Here is a 24,309-nt window from a genome sequence, read left to right as displayed (position 1 = left end):
GCGCTGCCGGACGGCCGTCCTTGGAGCGTGCGTCACATGATGGGTCCCGGCGGCGTGTAGTCCGACCCGGTGTTGTTGACCGCGAGGGTGCGGCCACCGCCCGCCGTGTCGAGGTCGGGGGCGGAACCGGCTCCCGCGAGGCCGAGGACGGCCGCGGCCAGAAGGGCCAGCAGGCCGAGGGCGGGGCGGGCGGTGGGCAGCTTGGACATGGGTGGTCCTCCTTGACGGTCACCACCGGTGGTCCACCGGTGGGTGCTGGGGGGCGGTGCGGTGGTGCCGGCGGGTCGCGTCAGCAGCACAGCGGGATGTCGCCCGGGGTGCGCAGGCTCTGGTGCTCGGTCGACAGGGCGTCACGGTCCGCTGTCGAGGCGAGGGCGAGGTGGACGGGGCACAGGGCCAGCAGCAGGGCCAGGACCACCGCGCGGGCCGTCAGCCGGGGCGAAGGTCTGGTGGCGGCGGCCCGGGGGGTGGGGGCACCGGTGGAGCGGCTGGGGACGTGCGACATGCGAGCGCTACTTTCGTCGGGGCATGGACCGGGGAGAGGGAACGCGGAGAGGGTTGCGGCCCGTCCCGGCCTGTCGTGTCCGACGCTAGTCGCCGACGATCAACACAGGATCAGCAACCGATCTATGCCCGGGCCGACCCCTGTTGACCGCGGTCGCCGCCGGCGGACGCCCCGGTGGATGCGCCGGCGGCAGGGAGCAGGCTGCTGCGCTGGCCGAGGCAGCGCAGACTCTGCCGGTACGCCCACACGGCCCGCTCGGTGCGCCCGGAGCGCTCCAGCAGCTCACCGAGGTCGTTCCACGCGGAGGCGGCCTGCCGGTCGGCTTCGGAGGCCTCCAGCAACAGCGCGGCCCGCTCGCAACCGGCTTCGGCCGCTGCCGCTTCGCCCAGCTGCAGTTGGGCGCCCGCCAGCACCAGAAGGGTCCGGGCCGTCTCCAGCCGGTGCCCGGAGCCCAGCAGCTCCAGGGCCCGGCGGGCGTGCCGCTCCGCCTGGGGGGCGTCGGACTCCAGCAGGCAGGCGCGGGCCAGCGACGTCTCGCAGTAGGCCATGTCGACGGTGCTGCCGTGGTCGGCGAGGGCCTCCGCGCTCCGTGTCAGCTGCGCCTTGGCCTCCGCGATGTCGCCGGTCTCCGACTGCATGAGTACCGACGCGTAGGCGTTGCGCAGCCGGGACAGGGCACGGGCGTCGTCGCCCTCGGAGTAGATGGCCAGGGCGCGCTCCAGCAGGAGCAGGGCGTCTGCGGACTCACCGCTGCGGTGCGCCACCACACCGGCGTTCCAGTACGCGGCGCCCAGGGCCTTGCGGTCGCTGACCCCCTCGGCCTCCTCGATGGCGGTCCGGGCCAGCGCGGCGGCACGGTGCAGATCTCCGCGTTCGCAGTGCAGTCCGACGAGTGTGGCCATCAGTTCGACACCCAGCACGGTCGGGGTGATCCGGAGCCGGCGGGCTTCTTCCAGGGTGGCGGTGGCCAGGTCGACGGCGTGGGCGAGGTCGCCCATCTCGCGGTGGCAGCGGCACAGCGCCACCGCGACCGCGAGCCGCGGCACCAGCGACTGCCCGTATCCGGCGTGGTCGAGCAGCGCCTGGTAGCGCTCGGCGGCCTCCTCCAGCCGGCCGTCGTGCTCCAGCGCCTGGGCCACGCCGTACTCGGCGGAGAGCCGGACCGCGTCCTTGCCCTGGGCGGCGGCCGCGTCGCGGACCGCGGTGAACGTGTCCAGCGCGGTCCGCGGGTCGCCGTTGCGCAGGCTGATCTCCGCGTAGCGCAGATCGGTCTGGAGGGTGTCGGGCCGATCGGTCGCCACCATCTCCAGCAGGTGCTCGGGCGGGCAGCCGAGCCGGGCGGCGATCTGCTCCAGCACCTCCGGGGAGGGGGTCCGCTTGCCGGCCTCCAGCAGCGAGATGTAGCTCGGGGAGAGCTCCGTGCCGGCCAGGTCCATCTGCGACAGGCCCGCCTCCCGGCGCAGCCGGCGGATCCGTGACCCCAGAGCCTGCGATTCCGCCATGGCGGCTTCCCCTTCATTGTGACTGACTGCGGGACAGAGCGAGTGAATATACTCGGTCAAGACCGGGCGGTACCAGGTCGGATCAAGTGGGACCCGGTGGTGCGTCAGTCGCCGGCGGGCCGAGGCCGGGCCCTTGGGGGCGGGTGGCGGCGAAGTGGCCGGCCCGGTACGGGTCCGGCCGGTGGGGCGGGACTTAGGTCACGGCCTAGCCGTGCCGGTCGAACGGACACGTCCAGTGCGGGGGGACCGCGCGGCCGGAGTACTGCCGTGCTTCGGAGATCTCGCCGTGCTCGGCGAGCATCGGATTCACATCACCCTGGAGCGCCACTTCCTTGCCGCGTATTTTCGTCTGCATTCCCCGGTAGACGCCGGTGCGCTTGAGTTCGGCGAACTGGCGGTGGGAATTGAAGACCAGAACGGGATGGGCGAAGCGCCGCGAGATGCGCGAGGCACGGCGGTGCAGGCCGATGACGAAGAAGGGGTGGCCGCCGACGCTGATCCCGAACCGGGGGTCGCGCGGGTCGGGCGAGACCTCGCGGGCCCAGGGGTGGTCCGCGCGGTCGGCCCGGTGGAGTGCGTTCAGCTGCTGCCAGAGCAGCTCCTCGAACACCTCCTCGTCCGCCGGATCGGACCGCGTGAAGATGGCCGCGAAGGTGTGGAAGCGTCCGGGGCCCGCCAGGGGGCCGGTGACGAACCGCAAGAGGTCCGTGCGGAGCCGGTGCAGGTCCTCGCGGTCGCCCAGGGTCCCGTAGACGCCGGTGACCAGTTCGCCGCGCTGGAGTGCGGCGCGGGCGCCCAGACAGGTGAACGTGTCGGCGCGCAGCCAGGCGGTGAAGCTCTCCACGACCTCCTCGGCGTGCCCGGGGTGCTCGCCGCCGGGTGTGTCCCGTTCCGTCATCGTCCGCTCCAGCCGCGGTCGGCGAGCTCCCGCAGCACCGCTTCTCGGCGGCGGCGGCGTTCGTCGCGGAGGGGGCCGTCGTCCGTACGGAGGAACTCCGCGCGTACGGTGAGCGAGAGGTGCCCCGTGGGCACCTGGCCGCCCTGAAGCAGGTCCTTCACCGCGACCCGCCGGTCCTCGGTGCCGCCGGCCCGGGCGACGACCCGCAGGACCTCACCGGCCGAGACGGCTTCGGGCACGACGACGGTGACGTTGAACGCGGGCGGCGGGAGCGGCTCCGGAACCCGCACGGTGGGCGGGGCCGGCGCGGGGCCGCCCAGAAGGTCCAGGTCGAGTTCGGCGCAGCACACCCGCTCCCCCGCGGCGTCGGCGAGGGCCGCGGTCTCCTCGGAGAGGATCCCCGCCCGGCCCACCGCGGTGCCGCGGACGCGGACGGTGAAGGACGCGCCCGCCGCGAACTCCGCATGGGGTTCGGGCGTCAGCTCGAACGCCTCGTGACCCGCCGCGGAGGCCGCCGTCCGCAGGAGGCCGTTGAGGTCGGCGAAGCCCGTGGTCCGTGGCCGGGGTTCGACCAGGGACGGGGGCGCGACGGCTCCGGCGAGTACGGCGGCGAACCGCCAGGACTCGTCCCCGAGCGCGGCGGAACGCGGGACCTGCCCGACTTCGAAGACGTGGGCCGCTCCGGCCCGGCGCAGCGCTCGGCCCGCGACGACGAGCAGGCCGGGCAGCAGCGAACCGCGCACCCGCATGGCGCGCAGTCCGGCCCGCCCGTGCACGGTGACGGGCTCGGCCGCCGGTGGGGTGCCGACCGCGCCGAGGGGCTCGCCGGAGCGCAGCAGCACCGGGGTGGTGACCTGCTGCAACCCCCGTCTCAGGGCCGCCGTGGTGAGGCCGCGACGCAGCAGGCGCGCCCGGTCCGGCCACGGGCCGGCGGCGGAGGGCGGCAGTCGGCGCGGCAGCGTCGGGTAGCCGCGGACCCGGGCGGCCTCCCCCGCCAGCGCAGGGACCCCGTCCAGGTCCGGCCGGGCGGCGGGCACCGTGACGTGCAGCGGGCGGCCCTGCTCGGGAGGCGCGACGAGCGCTCCGCCGGCGGTCAGCAGGGCGGCCAGCGTCGCGAGGTCGAGGTCCGGGTCGACCAGGCGGCGCAGTTCTCCGGGGTCCGGGCGCAGCACGCGCGGTGCGGGCGCGTCCGCGCCGGCCCCGCCGGCCGCCGTGACGGTGCCACCCGCCCAGTCGGTGACGAGCGCGACGAGGCGGGCCACCGCCCGGTCGCAGGAGCGCGGGTCGTGTCCCCGTACGGCGGGGGGTCCGTCGGGGTCGGGGCGCGGGCCGGACCCGGGCGCGGGGTGCGCTGCCGCCGGGTCGAGCCACCAGGCCCACACCAGGGTGTCGCGGCCGTCGGCGGGGACGGCTGCCGCCGGGGTGTCCCGTCCGAGGACGGCCACGGTGCGTTCCCCGGCGCGGAGCAGCAGGCCTCCGGGGGGCGGCCCGGCCGGATCCGCGGGATCGGCGGGGCCCGCCGGATCGGCGGGGCCCGCGGAGCGCAGTCGCAGGCCGGTGACGTCGAGTTCCCCGGCGTCGGCCGCGCCGATGGGGTGCCCCGTCTCGATCCCGACGTACGCCGCAAGGTCGGCCACGGTTCCGGTGAGCGGCACGCCCGCCGCGCGCAGCCGGTCCGCTGCCGCGCCCGGCAGGCGGACCTCGCCCGGGAGCCGGACGACGGCCGCCGCCACGCGGGCGGGGAGGCCGTCCTCCGCCGTCAGGGCGAGGCCGTCGGGGAGCGGCGCCGCCGGGGATGCCGACCCCGGGGATGCCGACCGCTGGGGCGCGTTCGCCCCGGCCGCGTTGCGGGCGCGGACCTCGGCGGCCAGTCCGCGGACGGAGCCGAGGTGGGCGAGCTCGGGCGGGGGCAGGACCTCCACCAGGTGATCGGCGTACAACCCTGCGCGAGCTCCGCTCTCGTGGAGGTGGTCCAGGAGGGCGGCGCGGTCGACGGGGCCGCCGCACTCCTGCTCCAGCCAGGCGAGGGGGATCTTCACGGTCGGTCGGTTCCTTTCTGCGGCGGTCCCGCCGGCAGGCCGGCGTGGTCGAACTGCTCCAGCAGGCGCACGTCGTTGACCAGCAGTTCCCGGATGTCGGTCAGTCCGTGGGTGAGTCTGAGCAGGCGCTCGACGGAGCAGCCGAAGCTCAGCCCCACGACCTCGTGCGGGTCGTAGCCCCCGGCGGTGAGGACCTCGTCGCGCAGCAGGCCGCCGGCGCCGATCTCGATGCGCCCGCGGCCCTCGCACTCGTCGCAGCCCGGGACGCATCGGGGGCAGGCCACGTCCACGGCGAACCCGGGTGAGGCGAAGGGGTAGTCGCCGCGGCGCACGCGCCACGGGTGTCCGTGTCCGAACAGGCCGGACACCAGACGGTCGAAGAGCCCCATGAGGTCCGGCAGGCCCGCGCCCGGCTGGACCACCAGTCCGTCGATCTGGGTGAACTGGGAGCCCGAGTAGGGGGAGGAGAGTTCGTTGCGGAAGCAGGTGCCCACGAGCAGGGTGCGCAGCGGGCCGGGGGCGGCGGCCCGCATGGCCTGCGGGCCGCCGGACGTGGCGTGGGTGCGCAGGACCAGGTCGGGGGCCGGGAAGAAGCTCAGTCGGGTCCGGGTCGGGTGGTCCTGCGGGTAACCGAGCACGTCGAAGTTGTCGCGGGCCGACTCCAGCAGGGGCAGGTCGACGACGTCGAAGCCGAGCGGCACGAACAGGTCCCCGATCCGGTCCACGAGGGCGGCCACCGGATGGGGCCGCCCGGTGTGCGGGCCGGCCGGCGGCAGCCCGGGGTCGCAGCGGGCGTCGGCCACCTCCGGGGTCAGGACGGCGGGGGCCCGTTCGTCCGGCACGGTGTCAGCCCGCCTTGCGGTAAACGCCGATGTGGTTCTCGGAGTACGTGTCGTAGGGAACGTTGCCCCAGTCGCCCCAGCGCTCGCTGAGCTCGAGTCCGGCGATCCTGGCCATGAGGTCGAGCTCGGAGGGCCACGTGTACCGCAGGAAGGCCGGGTAGAGCTTGATGCCCTCCTCCCGGATCTCGACGTGGTTCTCCTTGATGTGCTGGGTGGCCCGGTCGAAGGTGTCGGCCTCGATGCGGACGTGGTCGAGTCCGACGTCGTACACGTGGGCGCGGCCGTTGAAACGGAAGCGGGTCGGGTCGGGCACGAAGGTCTCGACGACGAAGAGCCCGCCGGGCTCCAGGTGGGCGGCCACCGATTCGAAGCACTGGATCTGCTCCTCCTGGGTCTGCAACGCGTACAGCGAGTTGAGCAGCAGGAAGATGAGGGAGTAGCGGCGCTCGGAGGTGAAGTCGGCGATGTTGCCGATGGACACCTCGATGGATTCGCCGCCGGGCTTGGTGCGCATCACGTCGACGATCTCGGGGGACGCGTCGAGCCCGTCGAGGGGGACGCCGCGCTGCGCGAGCGGGAGGGCGACGCGGCCGGTCCCGATGGCGAGTTCGAGGGCCCGGCCGCCGCCGACGCGCTTGGCGAGGAAGTCGACCGCTCCCTCGGGCTGCGGCCAGTCGATCTCGTCGTACACGCTCTTCCAGCGGGGGCCGTACGTCTCGGGCTTCCAGTCGGTCATGGTGTGGGCCTTTCTCGTGGTCCGGGGTGGTGCGGTGGGGTTCGGGCGGTGGGGTTCGGGCGGTGGGGTCAGGAACCGAGGACGCGCAGCTCGTGGTGGGCCAGGAGCAGGCGGTCCTCGACCTCGTCGGCGTGCGGGCCGGTGGCCATGACGTAACCGACGCGCCCGTAGAGGTCCTGCGGAGGGGGCGTCACCGTCTCGCCGCGCGGGCGCAGCTCCCCGATCTCGTGGATCCAGGGGCGGGCGCGCAGCGTGGGGGCTTCGGCGAGGCCGTCGAAGCGCTGGCGGGTGCGGGGGTAGAGGAAGCGGATGCCGGCCGAGCGGTCGCCGCTGGAGGCGATCTCCGGCGCGCGGCCCAGGGCGGCGGCGGTGAGCAGGGAGCCCAGGCGCACTCCACGGGCCAGCTCCACGATGCGGGAGGCGATGTCGCCGCCCGGTCGCGCGTTCAGTTCGATGATGCGCGGTCCCGCCGGGGTCATCTTGACCTCGACGTGGGCCACGGTGCGGTCGATCCCGGCGGCGAGGACGCTGCGGCAGGCGAGGTCGAACCCCTCGGTCATCTCGGCCCGGCCCAGGGTGCCGTGGCCGGTGATGAAACCGGCTTCGACCGGGTAGGGGTCGTAGGCCCAGATCTTGCGGGCCCAGGAGACGGGGGTGGCCGTGCCGTCGTGGACGAGGCAGTCCACGTCGAATTCGAAGCCCTCCAGGAATTCCTCGACGAGGATTCCCTCGCTTTCGAGACCCATCTTGTCCGCGTGCAGCGCGGCGTCGAAAGCGGCGTCGAACTCGGATTCCTCGTCCACTCGGCGCACGCCGGCGCTGCCGGACAGGCCGCGCGGTTTGACGATCAGCGGGTAGCCGATGTCGCGGGCGGCCCGGCGGGCCTCGTCCAGGTCGTGGACGAGGTGGGAGCGGGTCGGGGAGATGCCGGTGTCGGCGAGCAGGGTGCGCTGGCGGTGCTTGTCGCGTGCCAGTTCGGCCGCGGCGACCGGCACGCCCGGCAGTCCCAGGCCACGGGCCAGGCGGGCCGCGGTGACGACCATGGTCTCCTCGTAGGTGACCACGGCCGCGACCCGGCGGCGTGCCAGGAGGGCCTTCGCGGCGCGCAGGGCGTCGCCGTCGGTGTCACCGCCCGCGGAGGCGTCGAAGACCGCGCAGTCCTGGACCCAGTGCAGCTGCCAGGTCGGCGGTTCGGGGTTGAGCAGGACGAGGTCGGCGTCCGCGGCCATCTGGGCCAGCAGGCGCTCGTGGCCGGCGCGGTAGCCCGACCCCACGACGAGCAGCGTCTCGCGGCTGCCCGCACGGTCGTGTGTCACGTGTCTTCCTCTCGGTCCGGTCGGGTTCCGCAGTCGCCGATCGAGGTGGATAAAAGAGAGTCAAATATCTCTACGACTCACTGTCAAGATCAGTCAGTAAACGAGTCACTAATATTCTTGCGGAGGTAGGCGGAGGGTCCGCACGGTCACGACCGGCGTACGCGGCGGCTCGTCCGGCGCCGCGACGGCGAGGGCCGCACGGTGGCCGGGCGGCAGGTCGAGATCGGCGAACGCCCAGCCCCGGGTGTTCGGCTCCGGCCCCTTCCCGTCGGCGGCCGCGTCGGCGGCCAGGCCCACGCACGGGCCGGCCAGTCCGCCGGGCAGCCCCGTGCCGATGGCCTTCAGGTAGGCCTCCTTCCGCACCCAGCAGCTGAGGAAGCCCTCCTCCCGCCGCTCGGGCGGGAGTTCGGCGAGCGCCGCGCGTTCGGCCGGGTGCAGCCGCCGGATCATGCCGTCGAGGGGGCTGTCGGGGTGGCGGAAGGCTCGTGACTCGACGTCGACGCCTACGGTGACCGCGGCGAGCGCCACGACGGCCAGGTCGCCCGCTCGCGACAGCGAGAACTCGACGGCCTGCCCGTCGCCCGCCGTCCTGGGCCGCCCGTGCGGTCCGGCGCAGTGCGGCAGGCCGCAGGGCGCACGGGTCAGGCGCACCTCCCCGGGCCCGATGCCGAGGCATCCGCCGAGGACGGTCCGCAACGCGAGGTGCGAGGCGACGTAGCGGCGCCGCGCGGGGGCGTCCTGGAACGCGGCCGCCCGGGCCCGCTCCCGCGGGTCGAGCACCCGCTCGTGGCGGGCGTCGGGCGCGGAGTCCAGGGGGACGACCCAGACGGCGGCCTCGCCCGGTCCCGGCAGGTCGCCGCGCGCGGGCCGGCCGTCCCCCGTCGTCGCGGCCGGCGGTGCGTACCACGGTGGCTCGGGGCGCATGGGGGGCTCCTTTCACGAATGTGTCTGTCTAAGGGGGTGCCTCCTTGCTCAGGGCGGGGGCGGCGATGCGGCGCGCGCTGCGGCCGCGGAACGAGAGCAGGGCGTACAACGCGAACGCGTAACCGCCCAGTTGCAGGGCGAGGTAGCTCCAGACCCCGCCGCCGTCCACCACCGGCAGCAGCACCAGCGGCGCGACGAACGCACCGAGGCCGTGCGCGAGCGAGGTGGCGGCGGCGTAGCTCTCCAGCCGGGCCGCCGGGGCGGCCAGCGTGACGAGCGGCTGGACGCTCGGGGCGATCAGGCACTCCCCTACTGCGAAGACCAGCCCGAACAGGGCGCCGAGCAGCAGGCGTACACCGGTTCCGGGCACCAGCACGGCTGCCGTCAGGGCGGCCATGGCGACCACCCAGACCAGGATGGCCGCCGTCAGCGCGGCGACGTACCCGATCCGCTCGACGACCCGCAGGGCCAGGCCCTGGAAGGCGATCACGCCGACGGTGTTGCAGGCGACCACGATGCTGACGGCGGACACCGACAGGTGCGCGTTGCGCAGGATCGCGGGCACCACGGCGTCCACCTGGGCCAGCCCGAAGACGACCAGGGCCGTCTGCAGGAGGAGGAGCCGCCGGAACACCGGGTCCCGCAGCGCCGTGCCCCGCTCCCCCGGGTCGGCCCGCGGGGCGCCTCGATCCGCGGGGTGCGTACCGGGTGCGGCGGGTCGCCCCCGCGCCCGGCGCAGCCGTACGAGCGTCGCCCCGTACAGCAGGTAGCTGGCCGCGTTGGCGACCACGCACAGGGTGTAGCCGCCCTCGCCGAGGTGTTCCACGGCCTGCCCGCCCAGGAGCGCTCCCACGGCCACGGTCAGGGCGGAGACGCGGTGCTGGGCGGAGAGCACGCGGCTCAGCTGCGAGGTGCCGAACGCCTTGGTGAGCAGCGGGGTCTGGACCGCGTAGTAGGCGCCGGTGCCCGCGCCGGAGAGGCAGGCAGCCGGCACGGTGGCGGCCATCGAGTCCGCCAGGGCCAGCCAGGCCGCGCCGGCGGCCTGGAGGACGGTGGCCCCGATCGCGGGCAGACCGGGGCCGTGGATCCGGCCGATCCTGCCAGCGAGCGGGTTGACGGCGAGTCCGGCCACCGCGAACAGGGCGAAATACAGCGAGACGCCGGAGGTGGGCAGGCCCAGGACCTCCCGGAGGTAGGCCACGGTGAGCGGCAGCATGAGGCCGGTGCCGAACGTGGTGGCACCCCAGCCGGTGAGGAACCCCGTGTAGAGGGGCAGCGGCTCCCTGCGTGCCGCCGCCTTCACCGGTCAGCACCGTCCGGTACGGACGCGGGCACGGCGCGCCTGGGCGGATCACCCGGGGAGGCCCGGCCGCGGGGGCCCGGGGGCGGGCGGTGTTCAGAGGTATCCATAGCTGAGCCAGCCTCCGTCGACGACCAGCGTCTGGCCGTTGATGTAGTCGGCCTCCGGGGAGGCCAGGAAGAGCACCGGGCCGACGATGTCCTGCGGTCTGCCGCGCCGGCGGGCGGGGATCCGGCCCACGATGGCGTCCTCGGCGAGCGCGGCCGGGTGAGGGGTCTCGATGCGGATCATGCCGGGGGCCACCGCGTTGACGTTGACGCCGCGCGCCGCCCACTCGACGCCCAGGCTCCGGGTCAGCTGCAGGACCCCGCCCTTGCTCGCCGCGTACAGCGCCCGTTCCGGGAAGGCGGTGTAGGAGAGCAGGGAGCAGAAGTTGACGACCTTGCCGTGGCCCTGCTCCAGGAGCCGTCCGCCGAACACCTTGCAGGTGAGGAAGGTGCCGATGACGTTCGTGTCGAGCAGGCCGCGGGCGGCGTCCACGGAGAAGCCGGTGGTCGGGCCGAGGTCGAACAGCCCGGCGGCGTTGACGAGCACGTCCACGCCGCCGAACGCCCGGTCCACCTGCTCGGCGCACCGTTCGACCTGCTGTTCGTCGGAGACGTCGGCCGGGAGCGCGAGGCTCTCGGCGCCGAGGGCCTTGATCTCGGCGGCCACCGACTCCACCTGGGCGGCGGTACGGGCCATCAGGGCGACGCGGGCGCCGCGCTCGGCGAATCCGAGGGCTACGGCGCGTCCGATGCCCCGTCCGCCGCCCGTGACCACGACGCGCATCAGCGGGCCCGGAATTCGCCGAACCAGTGCAGCTGGTCGGGCTTGGCCTGGGTGGGAACGTTGCGGTAGACGTACAGCCCCACGCAGGTGAACCGGTCGGAGCGGAAGGTGGCGAGGATCTCCTCGCTGGTGATGCGGCGCGGGCCGGTGCCCTCGACCATGTGGTCGGAGAAGGAGTTGAGCAGGAACAGGCCGCCCGGCTTCAGCAGGCGGTGGACCTCGTCGGCGTACCGCTCCCGCGCGTCGTCGCGCATGTTGTGGAAGACGAACGAGTCGGTCACGACGTCGGCAGAGTGGTCGGGAAGCGGTACGTCGAGCACGTCGCCCTGGATGAACTCGGCCGGTGCACCGGCGAGTTCGGCCCACCGGCGGGCACGGGCCACCGCGTCGGGCGACAGGTCGACGCCGGTCACGTCGAGTCCCTGTACCGAGAGGAACACGGCGTCGACGCCCGGGCCGCTGCCCAGGTCGACGAGGCGCTGGCCGGGCTTGAGGGTGCCGTCGATGACGCGCTTGATGAGTTCGAGCCCCGGAGAGGCGTTGAACCAGGAGAGCTTGGCGAGCGGTTCCTGCGCGTACACCGAGGAGAAGGTGTCGGTCCAGGTCTGCGTGAAGGCGGTCATGCGATGAGCTCCTGACTCGTGCCGCGCGGGGCGGCGGGGGTGTCTTCGATGACGAGGCGTACGTAGCCGGGCACGGCCGGGCCGCCCGCCTCGGGGAGGGAGAGGACGACCAGGTCGTCCGTGCGGGACTCGACGGTGAATCCCGCGAACCGGTAGGTGACGAGCATCTGCCGGTTGCGGTCGGTGGGCCGGAAGTGGGCGACGGTGCCGGCGCCGTGCGCCGCGGCCAGTTGGGCGACGGCGGCGATGAGGCTGGTGCCGATGTTGCGTCCCATGACGCGGCACGACATCAGCAGCAGCCGGATCGTCCAGCGGGGCGGGGGTGCGGCGGCGCGCGGCCCGGCCCCCGGCCGGCCGGTCGTACCGGTGGCGACGACGGCGAGCCCGATGGTGCCGTACGTGCCGAAGCGGTCGTCGAGTTCGGCGACGAGCACGCGGTGGCCCGGGTCCAGGATCAGTGAGGCCAGTTCGTCCTGGCCGAAAGTGATCCCGGTGGTGTTGAGCTGGTGGGTGCGCTGGGTCAGTTCGGCGGCGCGCGCGAGGTCCGCGGTGCTCGCCTCACGTACGCGCAGCGTCATGTCGAGGGACTCCAGGAACTCCGCCGCCGGGCCGTCGAACGCCACCTCGTGGGTGCGGCGCCTGCTCTCCGCCAGGTACATCGCGCGGCGGCGCCGCGCGTCGTCGGTCACCTGCGCGGGCAGCACGGCGCCGGCCGCCACCAGGGCGTGGAGCTCCTGCCGGGTCATGCAGCGCACGTCGGGCAGTACGCCGGCCACTTCGGCGCGTTCGAACTCGGAGTCGTCCACGAACAGCACGCTCTCGGGCGCGATGTTCAGCTCCTCGGCGACGGCGCGCAGGGAGGCGGACTTGGCCGACCAGCCGACCTGCGGGTACAGGAAGTACTCGTCGAGCCCGAAGGCGCGCAGCTGCTCGGCGACGGCGTCGGGTTCGTTGCGGCTGGCGACGGACTGGAGGATGCCGTGCTCGTCGAGGGTGCGGACCAGTTGCCGGTTGGCCTCGGGGACGCTGAGGTCGTCGCCCTCCAGGAGGGTCCCGTCCCACAGGGTGTCGTCGAGGTCCCAGACCACGCATTTGACCTGCGGGGGCGGCGGGGTGTGCGGCTCAGTGCTCTGCACGGTGGTCGTCCTCCTTCCGGTACGGCGCCGCCGGGGAGGGGGCGCGGTCCGTGGTGCCGGGCCGGCCCCGCAGGAGGTCGGCGGCGATGATGTCCTGGAGTACTTCGGTGGGGCCCTCGATGACCTCGTGGACGCGCGCGGCGGCGTGCAGGCGGGCCAGGGGGTGGTCCTCGGTCTGCCCGGCCGCGCCCAGGAGGCGGGAGGCGGTCGCGGTGGCGGTGGTGGCCGCCCTGCTGGCCAGCAGCTTGGCGCGGGCGGCGGTGACCGCTGCGGACGGCTCCCGGTCCTCGATCTCCTGGGCGGTGTGCCGTACGTAGCGGGCGGCGGCGTCGGTGGCGAGGGCGGCGTCGGCCAGCAGGCCCCGGACGAGTTGCCGGTCACCGAGGGTGGTACCGCCGTGGGCGCGGGTGGCAGCGTGGTCGGCGGCCAGGCGCAGGGCGGCCTCGGCGACGCCCACGGCGCCGGCGGCGACGTACAGCCGGCCCAGCGTCAGGCAGGAGGTCACCACGAACGGGATGCCGATGCCGGGGCGGCCGACCGCGCGGGAGGCCGGTGCCGTGGCGCCGTCGAAGGTGACGCGGGCGAGCCGGGCGGCGCGCAGCCCCGCGGTGACGGGTTCCACGGCGACGCGCACGCCCGCTCCTGCGTCCACCAGGGCGCAGGAGCCGCGCCCGTCCGTGCTGCCGAAGACGAGGTAGGCGTCGGCGATCTGGCCGAACGACAGCCAGCGTTTGGTGCCGGTGATCCGCAGGGTGTCGCCGACCCGATCGATGGTGGTGGTCAGGGCGCCGGTGTCGGCGCCGGCCTGTTGCTCGGTGAGCGCGAACGCGGCGAGCATCCGGCCGGTCGCCAGCTCGGGCAGCAGCGCGTCGCGCAGTTCGGCGGACGCCCAGCGGCGCACCGCGTGGCAGACCATGGCGTGGACGACGAGCAGGCTGTGCAGGCTCGGTGAGGCGGCGGCCACCAGGCGGTGCACGTCGGTGACGGCGGCCGGGGGCGTGCCGCTGCCCCGGTGGGCGGTGTCCACGGTGAGACCGAGCAGGCCGAGGGCGGCCAGTTCGTCGATGGCCGCGCGCGGGACGGCTCCGGCGCGCTCCCAGGCGGTGGCGCGGGCGGTGAACGCGTCGTCGCGCAGGGCCGCCAGGAGGGCTGCGGGGGCGGGGCCGGTCACGATGCGGCCAGCCGGCGGTTGACGAGCCCGGCCAGGCCCCGGATGGAGTCGAAGTTGGCGAGTTCGAGGTCCTCGTCGGCGATCTCGACGTCGAAGGTGCGCTCGACGAAGTCGACCATCTGGACGGCGGCGACGGAGTCGAGGACCCCGTCGGAGATCAGCGGCCGGTCGTCCTCGATGGCTGTGCGCCCGCTGAGCCGGCTGATGAACTGCCGTACCGTGGCGGTGACTTCCTCGGGGGTGTGCGGGCGGGGGGTGGTGGTCTGCGGAGCAGCCATGGTCAGTTCCCGTCGTAGGAGTAGAAGCCTCGGCCGCTCTTCGCGCCGAGCCGGCCCTGGTCGACCATCCGGCGCAGCGCCGGATGGGTGACGAACTCGTCGGTCCCGTAGTGCTCGTGCAGCACCTCCAGGGTGCGGACGACGGTGTCTATGCCGATGAGGTCCGCGGTGCGCAGCGGGCCGGAGGTGTGGCCGAGGCAGCCCTTGAAGAGGTCGTCGACCTGACTCGGTGTGGCGACGCCGTCCGCGACGACGGCGGCGGCGAGGTTGACGACCGGCATCAGGACGCGGTTGATCACGAAGCCGGGCGCGTCCCGGACGACGACGGCCTTCTTGCCCAGGCGCCGCAGCATCACTTCGACGTCCCGCAGGGCGGCGTCGGAGGTGTCCTCGCCGCGGACGACCTCGACCATGTCGATCCGGTCGACCGGGTTCATGAAGTGGACGCCGACGACCCGTCCCGGGTCGGTGAGCCCTTCGGCGAGCCGGCCGATGGGGACCGCGGAGGTGTTGGCGGCGATGGTCGTGCCCGGGGCGAGGACCTTCTCCAGCTCCGGGTAGAGGGCCCGTTTGGCCCGCTCCGACTCGGTGGTGTTCTCCACGACGAACCCGACGTCCGCGAGGGCGGCGAGGTCGGTTGTGGGGCGGATGTCGAGCGCCGGGGCGCGCGTGCCGCCGAGGAGGGTGGCCAGGCGCTGGTGGCGGCGGACGGTGCGGCGGGCGGTGTCGAGCGCTGCGGGGTCGGAGTCGACGAGCGTCACCGTGTAGCCGGCCGCCGCGGCGGCGTGGGCGACGCTGGATCCGATGACTCCGGCTCCGAGCACGCCGATGGTGGGTGGGGTCATGGCCTGCGGCTTTCGTTGTCGTCGAGGGGTTCTGGCTGCTGTTGCCCCGCGGCGGCCAGCCAGGCCTCCACCTCGCGCGTCATGCCGCCGAGGGTCGCGGAGGCGAAGACGATGGAGGGGGGCACGGCCGTGCCGGTGAGTTCCTTCAGGCCCGCGATCAGGTGGACCCCCATCAGCGAGTCGCCGCCGAGGTGGAAGAAGTGGTCGTCGGGGTGGACCTCGCGCAGGCCGAGGAGCAGGCGGAAGCGCTCCGCGAGGTACCCGCCCACCGTCGAGGGCGGCTGCGGGCCGGCCGCCGGGTCCGGGCGGTGCTGCGGTCCGGTCTGCTCTCCCCCGACCCCGACCCCGGCCCCGGCCCCGGCCCCGGTCGCGGGTGCGCCGGCCGCCGGTACGGGCGCCGAGGGCGCGAATTGGTCGGCGGGCGGCGGTGCGTCGGGGAGGTACCGGCGTCGGATCAGGTTCCGGGGCGGCAGGGTGGTCCTGCGGCCGGGTACCGGGTGCAGCCGCTCCCACTCGGCCTCGACGCCGTGGGTCCACAGTTCACCGAGGGCCTCCAGCAGGACCTGCCGGTCGGGCACGTGCTCGTAGGACTGCCGGACGGTCCGTACGCAGACGGCGTCGGGGTCGCTCTGGCCGATCCACGGGCGGGCGGTGCCGGGGCCCACCTCGATCAGGACGCGGTGACGGGCCAGGACCAGCCCGGCGGCGGCCTTGAACCGGACGCGGCCGACCATGTGGTCGCGCCAGTAGGAGGGCGTGGGCGTCTCCCCGTCGAGCCAGCGGCCGAGGACGCTGGAGGCGATCGGGATGCGCGCCGGGCCCAGCGGCACGTCGCGCATGTCCTCGCCCAGCAGGTCGGCGGCCCGGGTGAGCTGGGGGGTGTGGAAGGGGTGGGCGGTGTCGACGGGCAGGACGGTGAAGCCGTCGTCGCGCAGCCGGCCCGCGAGTGCGGTGACCGCGTCCGGGCGCCCGGAGAACACGCAGTGCCCGGGTCCGTTGTCGGCGGCGAGCCAGGTGTCGTCGCCGGCGTACTTCTCGACGTCCTCGGCGGGGGCGAGCACGCCGAGCATGGCGCCCTCCCCGGCCGTCACGACGAGGTCGGCCCGGCGGGCCACGGCCGCCATGGCGTCGTCGAGGCCTATGACGCCGGCCAGTACGGCGGCCACCCACTCCCCCAGGCTGTGCCCGAGGAGGGCGGCGGGCCGGATGCCGAGGTCGATGAGGGTGCGGGCCATGGCGTGTTCGAGGCAGAACAGCGACAGGTGGACCTCGCGCAACGCGCGGCGGGGCGGACGGGCGGCGCCGTCGCGGCGCAGCAGGGCCCGCAGGTCGACGCGGCCGCCGTCACCGGCGGGGCGGGGCCCGGGGGCGGCGAAGGACCGGCCCACGGCTCCGTCCGTCAGCCCGTCGGCGATCTCGACGGCGGCCCGCAGGTGGCTCGCGAAGACCGGGTCGGTGGCGGCGAGTCCGGCTCCCATGCCCGGGTAGTGGCTGCCGATGCCCGGCAGGACGAAGACGACCTCGGGCGGTGCGGACGGGGCCCGGCCGTGCTGGACGCGCAGGCGGTCGGCGTCGAAGGCCGCCCGGGTGCCGCCTTCGGGGGTGACGACGGCGTAGCCGCGGTGCGGGTGGCGGTGGCGCGCGGTCTGGGTGGTCCAGGCGGTGTCGGCCGCACGCGCGGGGTGCAGGTCGAGGTGGTCGCGCAGGGCGTCGAGGTCGGTGCTCAGCGCGTCGGGGTGATGGCTGGAGACCAGCAGCAACTGCGCGGCGTCCGTGCCCTGTCCGTGCTCCCGGGGCCGTGGCGGGGCCTCTTCGAGGACGACGTGGCAGTTCGTCCCGCCGAGGCCGAAGGCGCTGACTCCGGCGCGCCGGGGGCGGCCGTCGGCAGGCGGCCAGTCGAGGGCTTCGCCGAGCGGGTGCAGCGGGCCGCCCGTACGGGCGAGGTCGGTGGGCAACCGGTCGAAGTGCGGGGTGGCGACGAGCCGTCCGTGCCGCAGCGACAGCACGGCCTTGACCAGTCCGGCGAGCCCCGCGGCCTCCCGGAGGTGGCCGAGGCCGCCCTTGGCGGCGCCCACGCGGACGGGGTGGTCCACGTCGGCGAAGACCTCGGCGAGGGCGCTCCACTCGGTGGCGTCGCCGATGCGGGTGCCGCTGCCGTGCGCCTCGACGTAGTCGATGTCCTGCGGCCGGAGACCGGCGACGTGCAGGGCGGCCCGGATGACCTCGGCCTGTGCGGCGGCGTCGACGCCGGCGAAGCCGGATTTGCCGGAGCCGTCGTTGTTCATCGCGGTGCCGCGGACGACCGCCCAGATGTCGTCGCCGTCGCGCACCGCGTCGCCGAGGCGCTTGAGGACCACGGCGCCGGCGCCGTCGCCCGGTACGGAGCCGCCGGCCGCCTGGTCGAAGGGGCGGCACACGCCGTCCGGCGATCCGATGCCGCCGAGTGGCGCGTCGTATCCGCCCGGGGCGGGCACCCGCACGGCGGCGACGCCGGCGACGGCGAGGTCGCTGCCGTGTGCGAGGAGGTCCTGCACGGCGAGGTGGACGGCGGTGAGCGCGGTGGAGCAGGCGGACTGGACGGTGATGGCGGCGCCGTGCAGGCCGAGCCGGTAGGCGACGCGGGTGGCGGCGTAGTCGCCGCGGTTGGTGACCTCCAGGGCCTGGGCGTCGACGCCGGGCTGCCCGGCGAGGGCGGTGCCCACCCAGCGTTCGTAGTCGTTGTGGCCGACACCGGCGTAGACGCTGATGGCCGGGGTGCGGACGCGGTCGACGTTGGCGGCCTCCAGCGCCTCGTCGGCGGCTTCCAGGAGCAGCCGGTGCTGCGGATCGAGGAGCAGGGCCTCGGAGGGGGCGATGCCGAAGCGTGCCGGGTCGAAGTGGGCGGGACGGGGGACGGAGCCGTAGGCCGGGACGAAGGTGCCGGGCTGCTGCGTGCGCCGGGTGACGGCGTCCTCGCCCGCCGCGAGGATCTCCCAGTAGTGGTCGAGGCTTTCGCAGCCGGGCAGGCGGACGGCCATGCCGACGACGGCCACGGCGTACTCGTCGTCCGCGGCCGCGGCCGGAGCCGCGGCCGGGGCCGGGGCCGGCGCGTGGTGGCCGGGCAGGGGGGCGCTCACCTGGGTTCGCCTCCTTCGGACGGTCGGGTACGGGGGGCTGTGGCGGTGCCTGCGCGCCGCGAAGGGCGCCGGCGTTCGGCGGGGCGGCGGGCGGCGACGGCGCCGGAGCCGGCGCCGGAGCCGGTCGCCTCGCCGAGGAGCCGGGCGTGGCCGCGCGGGGTGCGGGCGGCGAGGACGTCGGCGAGGGCGATCGCCCGGCCGCTGGCCGACTCCAGCGCGCCGCGCAGCATCATCAGGCGCAGGGAGTCGCCGCCCAGGGCGAAGAAGTCGTCGTCGATGCCCACGGTGTCGAGGCCGAGGACGCGTGCCACGAGTACGGCGGCGCGCTCCTGGTCGGCGGTGGCGGGCGGGGTGCAGGGCACGTCGAGGGCGGGGCGGGTGCGCGGTGACACCCGCAGCGCGCCCCGGTCGACCTTGCCGCTGCCGAGCAGCGGCAGCGCGGGGACCGAGGCCAGGTGCGCGGGCACCATGAAGTCCGGGAGCCGGGCGGCGAGATGCTCGCGCAGCCGCTGGGGCGGGACCTCGTCGTTCTCGGGCACGACGTAGGCCGCGAGGACGGCGCCCTGGTCGGGGTCGGGGATGCCGACGACGGCCGCGTCGGCGATGCCCGGGTGGGTGCGCAGTACGGTCTCCACCTCGGCGGGCTCCACCCGCTGCCCGCGGACCTTGACCTGGTCGTCGGCGCGTCCGAGGTACTCGATCTGGCCGTCGGGCAGGTGACGCGCGAGGTCTCCGGTGCGGAAGAGGACCGCGGGGCCGGTGGGGTCGATCCGGTTGGGGCGGAAGCGCTCGGCGGTCAGGTCCGGGCGGCCGAGGTAGCCGTCGGCCAGCCCGGGTCCGCCGGTGTGGATCTCGCCGACGACGCCGGGCGGCACCAGCCGGCCCGCCGTGTCGCAGAGGTAGGTCCGCATGTCGAGCGGAACGCCGACGACGGTCCCGACCGCGCCCTCGGGCCGGGGGGCGGTGAGCGGTCCGGTGCGGTGGCACACGTAGTCCGCCTCGCTGAGGGTGTACGTGTTGTGGACCTCGAAGCCGAGGAAGCGCAGTTCGTCCTCCAGGTCCTGTCCGAGGGCCTCGCCGCCGACGAAGACGTGGCGCAGTGCGGGCGCGGTGCGGAACGCGGGCTGGGTGAGCAGCAGGCGCAGCATGGACGGCACGAAGCTGACGGTGGTGATGCGCTGGTCGTGGATGAGTTCCGCGAGGTGGCGGTCGTCGCGGTCCTTGCCGGGAGCCGCCAGCACCGCCGTGCCGCCGGTCGCCAGCGGCCAGGCGAACTCCCGGAAGCTGATGGGCGACTTCAGCAGGTGCCGGTCGTCCGGGCCCATGCCGTACATCGCCTGTTCCAGCCGGATGCGCGAGGTGTGCATGCGGTGCGGACGGACGACGCCCTTGGGGGTGCCGGTGCTGCCGGAGGTGAACAGGACGTAGGCGGTGGTGTCGGGGCGGGCCCGGTCCTCGGGGGCACCGGGCGGGCCGTCGCCCGCGCCGGGGCCCGGTGCGCCGTCGAGGAACGCCGCGGCATCGAGGGCCCGGTCCGCGACGGCCCGGTGACCTGTCGCGGTGGTCAGCGTGATCGCGGGCGCGGTGACGCGCAGCACCTCCTCGGCCCGTAGGTCCGGCAGGTGCGGGTCGAGGTGGACGAAGCCGGCCCCGGCCTTCCAGATGCCGAGGACGGCGGTGAAGAGCGCGAGGTCCCGGTCGCCGGTGAGGACCACGAGGTCACCGGGGCCGGCGAGGTGCGGCAGCAGCCGGTGGGCGAACCGGTCGGAGGCGGCGTCGAGTTCGCCGTACGTCAGCTCGTCGGCGCCGTCCCGCAGGGCGATCGCGTCGGGGGTGCGGGCGGCCTGTTCGCGGATCATGCGGTGCAGGGTGGTGTCCGCGTGCGGGGTGGGGGGTGCGTTCCAGGCGTCCAGCAGCAGTTCGCGTTCGTCCGGCAGGAGCAGGTCGACGGCTCCCGCGGTGGTTGAGGGCTCCCGCGCCGCGCGGTCGGCGAGCAGCCCCAGGTGCCGGGCCGCGTGCTCCGCGGTGGTGGCGTCCACGAGGGCGCCGTCGTAGGAGAGGTGGAGGTCCCGGCCGTCGGCGGCGGCGGTCCAGACGGGCCGCCCGAGGGCGGACGGCTCGGTGCCCGGGCCGGCGGGGAGCACCGCCGCGTACGGTGCGCCGTCGGACGGCAGGGCGGTGTCGACGGCGCGGACGGACGCGGTGAGCTGTGCCAGGGTGGCGCTCTCCTGGTCCTCGCAGGGGAGGTAGCGCAGCGGTGTGGCGCCGGCGGCGCCGAAGACGTCCCAGCCGGCTCCGTAGCGGTGGAGCAGCAGATGGGTCAGCGCGGCGAGCGCCAGGTGGCCTTCGGGTCCGGCGAGCAGGGCCGCCGCGGGTGCGGACAGGGGGGTGGTGCAGTGCGCCGGGCGGGGCGGGGTGGCGGCGCGTACGCGGTGCGGCAGGACGATCATCGGGGTCCCCCGCTCGCGGCCGGGGTCATGGCCGTGGCCGGGCCGGCCGCAGGTGGTGTGGCGCCCCGGCGCCGCAGGACGGAGCGGGCCGCGGCCATGCCGGTGGCGGCGCCGTACGTGATGCCGATGATCTTCGAGGAACTGTCGCCGACGAAGTACAGGCCGGGGACGGAGGACTCCAGGTCGTCGGAGAGGTCCAGGTCGGGGAAGAGGCGTTCGACGACGGGCGCCGCGACCGTGGCCGTGCCGGGAACGAGCCCCGGGTGGAGGGTGTTGAGCCGGTCGACCATGGCGAGGACGTCGCGGACGGTGGAGGCGGGCAGGCAGTCGCGCAGGTCGCCGTGGTGGTAGTTGATGAGGCTGGTGGCGAGCGGCCCGTCCGGGGCGGGCCGTCCGGCCAGTTCGTCGACGGTGCTGACGACGGGCCTGCCGGAGCCGTGGGCGGCGACGCGCCGGGCGAAGGCGGCGGCGTGTTCGGTACCGTCGGTTCCTTCGGGCAGGTCGACGGTGGTGAGGATGCCGAGGTTGGACTTGGTGGTGGGCTGGTTCAGGCAGTGCTGCCCGTCGAGCGCGACGGCGTCGAGGAAGCCGTACTGCATGACGCGACCGCCTTCGCACACGCAGAACGTCCGGACCGAGTGGCCCTCTTCGTTGAGGAACGACAGTTTGGGGTTGTGGCAGCCGTCCAGCAGGGGTGCGAGGTCCTCGCGGGCCGCCTCCAGTCGCACGCCCAGGTCGACGCGGCTGCTGGGCCGGTGGCGTACGCCGATCCGTCCGGCGAGGTCCCGCACCCAGGGCAGGCCGAGCTTGCCGACCCCGACGATGACGTCGGCGGCGCGGAACACGGCGGGCCCGTCGGGGGTGTCGGCGCGGACGTGGAAGCCGCCCCCGGTCAGCGGCTCGACATCGGTGGCCCGGTGGCGCAGCAGGACGCTGCCGCCGCCGTCTTCCAGTTCGGCCCTGAGCCGGGCGATGACGACGAGGGAGTCGTCCACGGTGACGCTCTGCGAGTACGCCGTGTCGACGTGCTGGAAGACGGTGCCGTCGCCGAGGAGGGCTCCGTCGGCCTCGTGCGCCGGTCCGGCGGGCGGCAGGCCCAGCTCGTAGAGGATGCGGTACGCCTCGGATATGAGGTCCTGGGCGCGGTCGAAGGAGCCGAGGGCGCGCTCCAGGCCGCTGTAGGAGCGGACCGTCCCGTCGGGCGCCGTCTCGATCTTGGAGCGGGTGAGCGAGGAGATGTACCCGAGGTTGGTGTCGAAGTGGAACGCCGCGCCGCCGAGTCCGGTGAGGCAGGTGCAGCGCGCGCACTGCAGGCGGAACTTCTCCGCGTCGCGGACCGTGCGCCCCTTCATGCGGGCCACGAGCCGGGGGCACAGGCTCTCGGTCATGTCGCCGCCCGCTTCGAGGAGGACGACGCGCCGGCCCGCCCGGACCAGGGTGAGCGCGGCGAACAGTCCGGCGGGGCCGCCGCCGATGACGACCGTGTCCGCGGGCGTGGTGCGGGTCTGCTCAGACATGGCTGCTCCCGTGGTGGTCCGTGGGGCGCCGCTCCAGGTAGCGCTCGACGAAGGTGCGGTAGAAGAGCCCGCTGGTGTCCCGGCCTTCGGCCTCGATGCGCTCGATGAGCCACTGGCAGGTGAAGGGCAGCAGGTCGAGGACGCGGCCGGGGTGCTGCCCGGTCAGTGCGGCGTAGTGGTCCAGTCCCTGCCCCAGTACGGACCGGAACCAGTGGTCGGAGGCGAAGACCTGGTCGTAGAGCCAGTCGAAGCCGTGTTCCGGGTAGTCCGGGAAGACCGGCAGGGCCGTCGTGACGAGCAGGTTCACGACGTCCATGGCGGCGATGCCGGTGGCACGGTAGTCCTCGAAGTCCAGCACCCGGGCGGAGCCGTCACGGGCGTCGTAGCGCACGTTCCACGGGCCCAGGTCGCCGTGGGTGGGTGCGAGCAGGGCCGTGCGCAGCGCCTCGTCGGCGTGCCGTACTCCGAACTCGGGTTCGCGGACGTACGCGGCGGCCGTCTCCAGGGCCTGGTCCGCGGTGGTCACCCGGCCGGACGTTCCGCCGGACAGGTGCAGTTCGGCCACCCGTTCGACGGCGGGGCGCAGCACCTGCCACAGGGCGGCGGGCCCGTCGGTGCCCGCGACGGCGGTCGGCAGGTCGACGCCGGGCAGGTGGGTCATGGTGAACCCGCCGCACAGGGCGTCCAGCGGCACGGGGCTGCCGAGGGGGGCGGGGGCGGGGAAGCCGCGCAGGACCTCCAGCTCCCGGGCGAGTTTGGGATCGGTGACGGACAGCGGGACCTTGGCGACGGCGACGGGCGCGCCGTCGATGTCGAGCCGGACGAAGGTGCGGCGGCGGACCTTGCGGGCGCCGGCCGGTGTCCAGGTGGCCGAGCGCACGCGGTCGGGACCGGGCTCGGGGGTGCCGGTGCGTTCCAGGTGGGCGGCGAGCATCAGCCGGGCCACCTCGTCGGTGTCGACGCTGCGTTCGGTCAGGTCGGCGAGGTCCGCGGGGGCGGGCGGGGGCGGGGCGGGGGTGCTGGTCATGCGGTGCTCCCGGCGGTGGCGGGGGTGAGGTCGACGAGGTCCAGGAGTTCGGCGAGCGCGGGGCCGCCGAGCAGCGCTCCGAGTTCGTCGACGGCGGCGCCGCGCTCCTCTTGCGTCAGCTCCTGGTAGGCGGTCAGGCGTGTGTCCAGGTGGTCGGCGAGCCGGCGGTAGCCGGACTCGTCCGTGAGCAGCTCGCGGGTGAGCCGGTCGAGGGCCTTGGTGCCCTCCAGGTCGTCCTCGGGGACGATGAACCTGCTGCCGAGGTCGGTGAGGCTGGCCGCGATGTCGCCGGCGACGGTGCCGCGCAGGGCCCTGAGGTTGGCGATGTGTCCGTAGTGCTGCTCGGGGAGCAGCAGCGGGAGCCGGCGCAGGATGACGGACTCGTGCAGCGAGGTGAGGCTCGGCGGGACGGCGTAGAGCGGGGCGTGGGCGAGCTGGCGCAGGAATTCCGTCTGGGGCAGGAAGGCGTACTCGACCTCGACGTCGCCGTGGGTCTCGGTGACGCCCCGGCGGAACGCTCCGCCGCAGACCAGGATGCGGCCGAGTTCGGGCCGGGCCACGGCCAGTTCGGAGACCCAGCGGCGCACGAGGTCGAGGTAGGCGTTGTGAGACTCGTAGTCCAGGAAGAAGTTCTGGAAGCCGCCGAGGTTGATCAGCAGGCCGGCGGGCCGCTCCGGGGGCGGTTGGGTGAGTGCGCCTTCCAGGGCGCCCCGGTCGACGATGGGACCGCACAGCTCGATGTGGTCGGCGCCCGTCGCGGCCAGGGCGGCGATGCGCGCGGGGACCCCGGGGAAGTTCTGCGCGTAGGACCGGCGGGCGAGGAGGTGCGCCAGCAGGATGCGCTCGTGCGGGGCGAGGGTGTCGAAGACGTAGCGGGCGGTGTCGTGGTCGGCCCAGCGGACGAGCTGCGCGCGCGCCGCCAGTTCCTCGAAGCTGCGGTCGGTCAGCCAGAAGCCGAGGAGGCTGTCGAAGAAGAGTACGGGGCGGCCGGCGCGCACCGCGCGGAAGACGAGCTCGGCGTCCATGACGCTGACCACGAGGTCGGCGTCGGCGAGGCCCTGTGCGAGGTCCTCGTGCCGGCTGGTGTCGCCTTCGGTGATGCGGTGGAAGCGGTGGCTGTGGCGCCGGGCGAAGTCGAGTGCGACGCCTTGGCCGACGAAGTCGACGCGGCTGCCGGCGAGCAGGGGGGTGATGGCGACCAGCTTGGAGACGGGCCCGAATCCGCAGGCCTGGGCGCTGGAGAGGATCCTCAT

General features: G+C 74.6%; 21 protein-coding genes. All 21 read right to left on the bottom strand.

Features of this window, described 5'->3' with window-relative positions; genetic code table 11:
• Positions 1-32: 32 nt before the first annotated feature.
• Positions 33-209, bottom strand: a complete 177-nt coding sequence (locus tag CP980_RS35340; protein WP_165937447.1) for a hypothetical protein — start codon at positions 207-209, stop codon at positions 33-35.
• Between the two features lie 80 nt (positions 210-289).
• Positions 290-505: a hypothetical protein gene (locus tag CP980_RS33450; protein WP_132760778.1), complete on the bottom strand. Its 216-nt coding sequence runs from the start codon at positions 503-505 to the stop codon at positions 290-292.
• A gap of 122 nt (positions 506-627) precedes the next feature.
• Positions 628-2,007 (bottom strand): helix-turn-helix domain-containing protein, encoded by a 1,380-nt coding sequence (locus tag CP980_RS33445; RefSeq protein WP_132760777.1) that lies wholly within the window; start codon positions 2,005-2,007, stop codon positions 628-630.
• 205 nt (positions 2,008-2,212) lie between these two features.
• Entirely contained in the window at positions 2,213-2,905 is a 693-nt protein-coding gene (gene gntA, locus CP980_RS33440; RefSeq protein ID WP_150529902.1) for a guanitoxin biosynthesis heme-dependent pre-guanitoxin N-hydroxylase GntA, read from the bottom strand.
• Positions 2,902-4,944 carry a phenylalanine--tRNA ligase subunit beta gene (locus tag CP980_RS33435; RefSeq protein WP_150529901.1) on the bottom strand — a complete coding sequence of 681 codons (2,043 nt, stop codon included), beginning with the start codon at positions 4,942-4,944 and terminating at the stop codon, positions 2,902-2,904. The genes gntA and CP980_RS33435 overlap by 4 nt, the downstream gene beginning before the upstream one ends.
• Positions 4,941-5,786: a tRNA ligase subunit PheS family protein gene (locus tag CP980_RS33430; protein WP_132760774.1), complete on the bottom strand. Its 846-nt coding sequence runs from the start codon at positions 5,784-5,786 to the stop codon at positions 4,941-4,943. The genes CP980_RS33435 and CP980_RS33430 overlap by 4 nt, the downstream gene beginning before the upstream one ends.
• Positions 5,787-5,790: 4 nt before the next feature.
• Positions 5,791-6,522 (bottom strand): class I SAM-dependent DNA methyltransferase, encoded by a 732-nt coding sequence (locus tag CP980_RS33425; RefSeq protein ID WP_132760773.1) that lies wholly within the window; start codon positions 6,520-6,522, stop codon positions 5,791-5,793.
• A gap of 68 nt (positions 6,523-6,590) precedes the next feature.
• Positions 6,591-7,838 (bottom strand): ATP-grasp domain-containing protein, encoded by a 1,248-nt coding sequence (locus CP980_RS33420; protein ID WP_229907117.1) that lies wholly within the window; start codon positions 7,836-7,838, stop codon positions 6,591-6,593.
• Positions 7,839-7,946: 108 nt separating this feature from the next.
• Positions 7,947-8,762: a 4'-phosphopantetheinyl transferase family protein gene (locus CP980_RS33415; protein ID WP_150529900.1), complete on the bottom strand. Its 816-nt coding sequence runs from the start codon at positions 8,760-8,762 to the stop codon at positions 7,947-7,949.
• A gap of 28 nt (positions 8,763-8,790) precedes the next feature.
• Positions 8,791-10,065: an MFS transporter gene (locus CP980_RS33410; RefSeq protein ID WP_132760771.1), complete on the bottom strand. Its 1,275-nt coding sequence runs from the start codon at positions 10,063-10,065 to the stop codon at positions 8,791-8,793.
• Between the two features lie 93 nt (positions 10,066-10,158).
• The gene (locus CP980_RS33405) at positions 10,159-10,893 is read right to left on the bottom strand and encodes an SDR family NAD(P)-dependent oxidoreductase (RefSeq protein WP_150529899.1); all 735 of its coding nucleotides are present in this window, start codon (positions 10,891-10,893) and stop codon (positions 10,159-10,161) included.
• Entirely contained in the window at positions 10,893-11,516 is a 624-nt protein-coding gene (locus tag CP980_RS33400; RefSeq protein ID WP_150529898.1) for a class I SAM-dependent methyltransferase, read from the bottom strand. The genes CP980_RS33405 and CP980_RS33400 overlap by 1 nt, the downstream gene beginning before the upstream one ends.
• Positions 11,513-12,652 carry an HAD-IIIC family phosphatase gene (locus tag CP980_RS33395; protein ID WP_150529897.1) on the bottom strand — a complete coding sequence of 380 codons (1,140 nt, stop codon included), beginning with the start codon at positions 12,650-12,652 and terminating at the stop codon, positions 11,513-11,515. The genes CP980_RS33400 and CP980_RS33395 overlap by 4 nt, the downstream gene beginning before the upstream one ends.
• Positions 12,639-13,823, bottom strand: a complete 1,185-nt coding sequence (locus tag CP980_RS33390) for an acyl-CoA dehydrogenase family protein (protein WP_150529896.1) — start codon at positions 13,821-13,823, stop codon at positions 12,639-12,641. The genes CP980_RS33395 and CP980_RS33390 overlap by 14 nt, the downstream gene beginning before the upstream one ends.
• Positions 13,820-14,101 carry an acyl carrier protein gene (locus tag CP980_RS33385; protein ID WP_132760766.1) on the bottom strand — a complete coding sequence of 94 codons (282 nt, stop codon included), beginning with the start codon at positions 14,099-14,101 and terminating at the stop codon, positions 13,820-13,822. Before CP980_RS33385 ends, CP980_RS33390 begins: the two co-directional genes overlap by 4 nt.
• 2 nt (positions 14,102-14,103) lie before the next feature.
• On the bottom strand, positions 14,104-14,946 hold the full coding sequence (locus tag CP980_RS33380) for a 3-hydroxyacyl-CoA dehydrogenase family protein (protein ID WP_150529895.1): 843 nt from the start codon (positions 14,944-14,946) through the stop codon (positions 14,104-14,106).
• The gene (locus CP980_RS33375) at positions 14,943-18,062 is read right to left on the bottom strand and encodes a type I polyketide synthase (protein WP_150529894.1); all 3,120 of its coding nucleotides are present in this window, start codon (positions 18,060-18,062) and stop codon (positions 14,943-14,945) included. The genes CP980_RS33380 and CP980_RS33375 overlap by 4 nt, the downstream gene beginning before the upstream one ends.
• Complete coding sequence (locus CP980_RS33370; protein ID WP_150529893.1) at positions 18,059-20,512, bottom strand: non-ribosomal peptide synthetase; 2,454 nt, start codon at positions 20,510-20,512, stop codon at positions 18,059-18,061. Before CP980_RS33370 ends, CP980_RS33375 begins: the two co-directional genes overlap by 4 nt.
• Positions 20,509-22,029, bottom strand: a complete 1,521-nt coding sequence (locus CP980_RS33365; RefSeq protein WP_132760762.1) for an FAD-dependent oxidoreductase — start codon at positions 22,027-22,029, stop codon at positions 20,509-20,511. Before CP980_RS33365 ends, CP980_RS33370 begins: the two co-directional genes overlap by 4 nt.
• Positions 22,022-23,056, bottom strand: coding sequence for a phosphotransferase (locus CP980_RS33360; protein ID WP_132760761.1), 1,035 nt, complete (start codon positions 23,054-23,056; stop codon positions 22,022-22,024). Before CP980_RS33360 ends, CP980_RS33365 begins: the two co-directional genes overlap by 8 nt.
• Positions 23,053-24,309: a hypothetical protein gene (locus CP980_RS33355; RefSeq protein ID WP_150529892.1), complete on the bottom strand. Its 1,257-nt coding sequence runs from the start codon at positions 24,307-24,309 to the stop codon at positions 23,053-23,055. The genes CP980_RS33360 and CP980_RS33355 overlap by 4 nt, the downstream gene beginning before the upstream one ends.

Source organism: Streptomyces vinaceus (genome assembly GCF_008704935.1).
Taxonomy (GTDB): Bacteria; Actinomycetota; Actinomycetes; order Streptomycetales; family Streptomycetaceae; genus Streptomyces; species Streptomyces vinaceus.
This window is presented reverse-complemented; position numbering and strand designations above follow the sequence as displayed.